Annotated in this window: 1 protein-coding gene; it reads right to left on the reverse strand. The window is 41.8% G+C overall.

Annotated features, from left to right (window positions below):
• Nucleotides 1-222: 222 nt before the first annotated feature.
• On the reverse strand, nucleotides 223-6933 hold the full coding sequence (gene bgaA / locus HT669_RS07925; RefSeq protein ID WP_172933677.1) for an LPXTG-anchored adhesin/beta-galactosidase BgaA: 6711 nt from the start codon (nucleotides 6931-6933) through the stop codon (nucleotides 223-225).
• Nucleotides 6934-7165: the final 232 nt, after the last annotated feature.

Below are 7165 nucleotides of genomic sequence, written 5' to 3' on the forward strand. Positions count from 1 at the left end.
TCAAATTGATTTCTAACAATGTTTTAGAAGTAGAAGTGTACTATTCTAGTTTCAATCTACTATACAATAAGAGAACGACTCAAAATTAAAAAGCTAGAGTTCCGCAATTGGAAATATCTAGCTTTTTTGTGGTTGAGAACTATTTTGTCTCAGGCTCTTTATCTTCTATTTAGGACAAGAGTTTTTCTTTGGTCTTTAATGATAAAGAAGGTATCAAAATTTCTAGTCTTCTTTTTTACCTTTAGTAACTACTAATCCTGCACTCAAACCTAGAAGAGCTAAACCTGCTGCTACTGCTGCTTGGCTTGCCGCACTACCTGTATTTGGTAACTGGGCTTTATTAGTTTGACTAGCTTCACTTGAATCAATTGGTTTTGTATCTGCTTTTTCTGACACTTGTGGTTTTTTAGCTTCTTGAGCTACTGGTTTGGTTCCAACCAAGATGATGCGGTCTGTCGGAGCTTCTACCACTTCACGGAGTTTTTCTTCCTTACTTCCATCAGGATTAATCGCTGTAAAGATACGTTCTTTACCAGTTTTTCCTTCTTGTTCTACACGAGTTTCACCTAGATACAGTGTTGAATCTTTTTTCTCAACTGTCTTGTGTGCCAAATCTTTTTCAACAAATTCGAGTTTTGGAAGATCTTCTTGTACAGCAGCAACTGTCTTCTCAGAAACTGGTTTTTCCTTAGTCAAGTGGATACGGTATTCCTTGACTTGTTTTCCACTTTCTGAAACGAGGCGAACAAGTACTGGAAGGCTATCTTCTCCACTATCTACCACAGTTGAAGCTACTTGATTGTTTTCTTCAACTGAGACTTTTGGCCGTTGACCTTTATAGGTAATTTGATAGTCTTGACGATTTTCAGCGAAATCAGCAAGTTCTTTTCCATCTACAAGAATCTTTGATTGCGTACTTTCTTGAGGCAATTCACTCGGTGCAAGGAAGGTCAGCTCAATCATCGCAACACCGCTCTTATCTGCTTTACGCTCCATACGCCATCTCATAGCTTTGGCTTTGATAGTTTTGATAGCTTTAAATGTTACGTTGATTTCATCACCAGCTGCAATGTCTTTATCCGCACGATAAGGCACAGCTTCCCAATTTTCTGGATTGTTAAATGGATGTCCAGATTCGTAGGCTTGGTAGTTTGAATAGTAGGTAGGCACTTCAAAGTCTGGGCCGACATAACGTTCCAAAACAAGTTTAGATGGTGCATCTGTACCACTATCTACAAAGAACTGAACTTTTCCTTGTGCAACAGTCCGTTCTACAATCTTACCATTTTCACGGAAGATTACGCCTGCTGATACTTCTGGATTGGTAGACGGTCTTGCAGACCAGTTTGTCCAACGACGATTTTCTGAATGATCTCCGTCATTGAGATAATCCACACGGTCATGGGAGTTTCTATCAATATCGTTAGTGGCTGAAGCAAAGGCCTGGTTACTGTCTTCATCATACTCTGGGTTATCTGAAAGAGCTTCGCCTAGTTTGTCTGTCACTCGTACAGTGAACTCAGCAACAAGATCACTACCAAGGACATGGCCTCGAACGGTAAATTGACCTGCTTTTGTCAGATTTTCTGCTTGAACTTCTTCCCATTCAACTGACAAGTCTTTTGTTTCGTAGCCGTCTTTACCTGTGAAGTAAACTGGAACCTTAGTCGGCAATTCAAGTGCTTGACCTACTTGTACCAAGCGAGCTTGTTTAACCGCAGCAACTGGTTTATAAGAAAGTAAGTTCTTATCCTTAGTGAAGTGCAGACGGTATTCTCCTAAGATGTCGCCATTTTCAGCTTTCGCGATGACACGAACTGGCTCACCTTCACGAACGCTTGGAACGACGGTAGCGAGACCATTGTTGCTAACACTTGCTGTGACTGCCGGAACTTTTCCATCTACAGACTCAAGGTAGTAGTCTGTCAAATCAGGGTTGAAGCTTGCTAAGTCTTTGCCGTCAACTTGGATTCTTGTTTGTCCTTGTTTGGCTGCCGCAACTTGTTTCGCAAAGATTTGTACCTCTGTGATAGACGTTCCACGCTTGTTATCTGCTTTAACCATGCGAATACGAATAGCATAGGTTTCAACTTTATCAAAGCTAAAGTGGTTCATTTCTCCAGCCTTGAGTTGAGCAGGGGCTTTTAGATTAGTAACTGGTTTCCAGTTGGCAGAATCATTAAAGACATGGTCCTCATTACCAACAAAACTAGGGTTTTTAGGAGCTGTTGGGACAGTCTTACCAACATAATACTCAATCACATAAGACTTCGGTGCACCAACTCCATGGTCTTCGTGGAATCCGACACTTAGATTATCAACGGAGCGTTTGCTCAAGATACCTGAATCTCCAAACAGAACACCGACTGAAGCTTCTGGATTACTACGATTCCAGTTTGTCCAACGATTGGCTGGTTGGTTATTGTAGGAAATGAGCTTGTCATTAACATTTGAAACTGGGTCGCTTGGATTTGAATCTGAAGCAAAGGCAAGTGGCAATTCTGAACCGGTCCATTGGTCAGAAATGTTTGCACCTTGCTCAGTTTGAGCAGATACGCGAACATGAAGTTTAGTTGTTAATCGCGTACCTTCTAAGCGACCATTAACTGTAAAGACACCTTCCTTAGCGTATTGCTCTGGACGAATCTCATCCCATGCAACCTTAGCTGATGAAACGTGACCATTTGAATCATATGTCCGAACGCTTTCTGGTAATTGTGGTGCTTCTGCGATTGGAGTTGTCACACTGACTTCTTCAACTGAAACGATACCTTCTACAGAGACTCTTGCACGCGCTTCAAGGTCAATTCCTTCAACTTTACCTAGTACTTCAAAGGTTTGATAGGAGTCTAGTTTTTCTTTCGGAATAGCTTGCCAAGTGACTTTGTGAGCTTTAGGGAAACCTTTGTCATACTCAACCGTTACTGTTGACGGAAGAGTAGGTTCTTGGTGTAAATCTGTCACTACATTTACTGGACGGATAGATTGCGCAATCTTCTTCTCAGTATTGGCCTGGATAGTGAGATCAACTTGGCCTTTAGCTCCCTCGTATTCCGCTTTGAGAGTGACTGCTCCTGGCTTATGTAACTCAAGCATTCCTTTACGAATTGCGACTTCCCCTTCACCACTTGTAGAGAAGGTTACTTTATCAGCTGGTAATACAGCTTGCGTTCCATCTTGATAGTGAGCTCGAACCGACAATTTGACAGTTTGGTCTTCTTTGAGACTGTCAGCTTTTTCCACTTGCAAGCTCAAGTGAGCAATTTTTGGTGCTTCTTCAAGGAATTGAATTGCATAGGTTTGAAGAGGGCCACCATCTTTAGGCTGAATAAAGATGCTCGCACGCATGCCGTTTGCTGCGCTTGCTTGAAGAACTGTCACATCAGCATTTTCAGCACTTGCTGTGACTTCTGGCAGTTGGGCACCATAAGATAGAGTACGATATTGCATTGGTTGTCGACTAGTAAGACCTGTTACTGCCTCACCTCCAACAGTAACAGTTGGCACTACAGGTGCTGCAGCATTTCCTTCTTCTACCACAAGGGTTGCATGAATTGGTTGACCTTCTAAATAACCGGTCGCTTGAATACGAGAACCTGGAATTGCTAACTTAACTTTATCTTCTTCGGCAATCTCCCACTTGTCCACTTCATACTCTTGTACACTTCCATCAGTCAAAACATAGGAAACAGATTTGTCTACAGAATTCAAGTTAGTATTTGGAGCAATACGTTTAACTGTTGGTAATTCTTTCGCAATTGCTAGAACCTCGACATGAGCCTCTACCTCACGTCCATTTGCTGTACCTTTAACAGTCACAACTCCTGCTTGACTAACATCGACTTGAGACCAAGTTACTGGAAGTTTTTCACGACTACCGTCGCTGTATACAAAACCTACTGTTTTCGGCATTTTTGGTTCTTTACCAATTAATGTACGAACTCTTGCTACTTCTGTCCCCAAAACAGTCTTCTCTTGTCCTTCTTTCTTACCAGTAAAGACGGTAACTTGGTCCGATTTCAAGAGATCTGAGTGGGCAGTCAGAGTGAATTTACCTGCTTGTTCAGTTGATTTAACGATGGCAACCCCTTTACCGTTAAAGGCTCTACGGATCCATGAACCATCTGCTTGCGCCTTATAGCGTTCTCGGCTGGCTTGTTCCCCATTATCGACACCGACTAGTTGACCTTGTCCATGCAATTGGAAACGAACCAAATTATTGGCAGTTGGTACAACATTTCCTTCACTGTCTACGATTTCGTAGTAGATGTAAGTCAAGTCTTTTCCATCTGCGGCGATGGCGTGTTCTTCCTTGACGAGGCGAACTCCTGCTGGTTGCCCTGCAGTGGTAATCTTGTCACGTGCAATTTCTTTTCCAGCTTCATCGCGAGCTACAGCTTCCAAGGTACCTGGTTGGTAAGCAACCTTCCACTCAAGATAGAGTTCCTTAGCATTCGCACCTTCTTGGTAGGTACGACCATCGCTGGTTTGTTTTTTGTTGAAGGTCTTAAGACCAAGAGATTTTCCATTCAAGAACAATTCTACACTAGAAGCATTCGAATAAGCACGAACTGGAATCTTACCTTCTGAGTCAGCTACTTTGGATGCTAATTCTTTGTTTTCCCAGTTCCAGTGAGGAAGAAGGTGTACCATCGGTTTCTTCTTAACAGAAACCCATTGGCTTTGGTAGAGATAGAAGTCATGTTTTGGAATGCCGGCTGTATCTACGATACCAAAGTAAGAGCTCTTAACAGGAGTTTGATTTTGGTTGTGCCATGGTGTAGGTTCACCAATATAGTCCGTACCTGTCCAGATAAACTGTCCAGCATAGCCAGCGTTGTCACGGTCAAAAGTCCATGAAGCGGTTGCTGTTTTCCCCCAACCCACACGATCATTCCCATAGTCAGACTGTTCATAATGACGCTCAGGTCCATTGCTATGTTTCAATTCACGTTCAGGGCGATAGTAACTTCCACGTGTACGGGTAGCTGAAGATGTTTCTGATCCATAAATCAACCATTTTGGATGCTTAGCTCTAAGGGCTTTGTAATTATCTTCAGAATAGTTAAATCCAACAGCATCGAGTTCATCAGCAATTTTCTCATGCCCTCCGCTACCATTACCGAAACGGAATTTATCTGCTCCCATGGTAACATAGCGAGTCTTATCAACATCCTTGATAACCTTGACCAAACGTTTAACAGTTGCTAAAGAGTGGGCATCACCATTAGCTTCACCTATTTCATTACCAATTGACCACATGAAGATAGCAGGGTTGTTTTTGCCTCTTTCGACCATGGTACGTAGGTCAAAATCAGACCATTTTTCACCTTTTCGAGCTTCTGGGTGAGTGGCATCTTTTTCAAAGAAACGTCCATAGTCATAAGGTTTCTTGCCACCATACCAAGTATCAAAGGCCTCTTCCTGAACGAGTAAACCTAGTTCTGCTGCGATTTGCAAGGTTTGCTCACTAGCAGGGTTGTGGGTTGTACGGATGGAGTTAACTCCCATCTCCTTCATTTGTTTGAGACGACGGTATTCTGCTTTATAGTTTTCTTCTGCTCCAAGCGCCCCATGGTCGTGGTGCAAGGATACTCCATGGAATTTAATACGTTCACCATTCAAAGAGAAACCTTCATTTGGAGTCCAGTGATAGTAACGGTAACCAAACAAATCCTTCTTAGCATCAACCAATTGACCGTCACGGTAAACACGCGTAATCAATTCGTACAAGGCAGGTTTGTCATTTAAAACGGTCCAGAGTTTTGGTCTTTCAACTTCTAAAATCGCATCTAGGCTTGTTGATTCATGTGCTTTTAAGGTACGACTCTCTGTACGTACTAGACCTGTCACAGCCTGACCACCACGTTCAACGATTTGATATTCTGCTACAAGTTCATGGTCTTTGTCGTCCGTATTGACGATTTTGCTGGTCACATGAGTTTCAACCTTGCCATGTTGTTGTTCTTCAAGTTTTGGTGTTAAAATAGTTGTCCCATTTTTCTCAACATGCACCTTATCTGTCACTTGTAAAGTCACATCACGATAAATACCACTTCCTGAATACCAACGGCTACTTGGCTGTTTGTTGACTGCATAGACAGCAATCACATTCTCACGACCATCTTTGTTCAAATAGTTAGTGATATCATATGAAAATTGGTTATAACCATTTGGATAATGCCCCACTAACTGACCATTGACATAAACTTGAGAATCCATGTAGACGCCATCAAAAGTAAGGCGAACATGTTTCTTGAGGTCTTTTTCATCTAGTTTGAAAGTCTTGCGATACCAAGCTTCCCCACCGTTAAGCTGTCCACCTTCATTTTGTGCAGGAGATTCATGATCGAAATCGTTAAAAATACTCCAGTCATACGGTAAATCCAATTTTTTCCACGTAGATACATCTGCATCCGGTTTAATGACTTCCTTAGAATTTGCATTGAGTTTAAAGTGCCAATTTTGATTAAAATCCACTTTCCTGTCTTCAATCATTTGATTCACTTCTTCATTTGTTACAGCTTTAGCATCTTCCCTAAGCGGTTTTTCTTGACTTGAAGCTTGTGATTCTATCCTTGGAGCTTTTTCTTCCGGTTTAGCAGACACTTTTTCCTCTTTTGGAGTTACGGCTTCATCTTCTTTCTTCTCAGATGCAATAGCCTCAGTTGAACTAGATTCACTTTGTTCTGTCCTTTCAACTACATTTTTAGTTTCCAAAGCTTTATCAGCCTTTTCTTCTACTATCGTTTTTTCCTCTTTAGGTTTCTCAGCAGTATGAGTAATAAGTGTTTCATCCGCATAAACTACAGATTCTCCAGCTATATTTCCTCCTAATAGAACTGCACAAGTCCCAATCATTACTGAGCAAGCTCCCACAGCAAACTTACGAATGCTATAAACTCTTTTCCGATTCCAATGGCCTTTCCCCATAAAACCCTCCTTATATTATATTTAGTGCAGTTAGCTACTGCCAAAGCCCAAGTGGTACACATTGTATGACAACCTAGTTTCAACAATTTACACTCTGTGAAAATCCAATTCAAACTTCGTCAGCGTCGCCTTGCCGTAGGTATGGTTACTGACTTCGTCAGTTTCATCTACAACCTCAAAACTGTGTTTTGAGCTGACTTCGTCAGTTTCATCTACAACCTCAAAACAGTGT

The organism is Streptococcus sp. 2100, from assembly GCF_013276335.1.
GTDB classification, from domain to species: domain Bacteria; phylum Bacillota; class Bacilli; order Lactobacillales; family Streptococcaceae; genus Streptococcus; species Streptococcus pseudopneumoniae.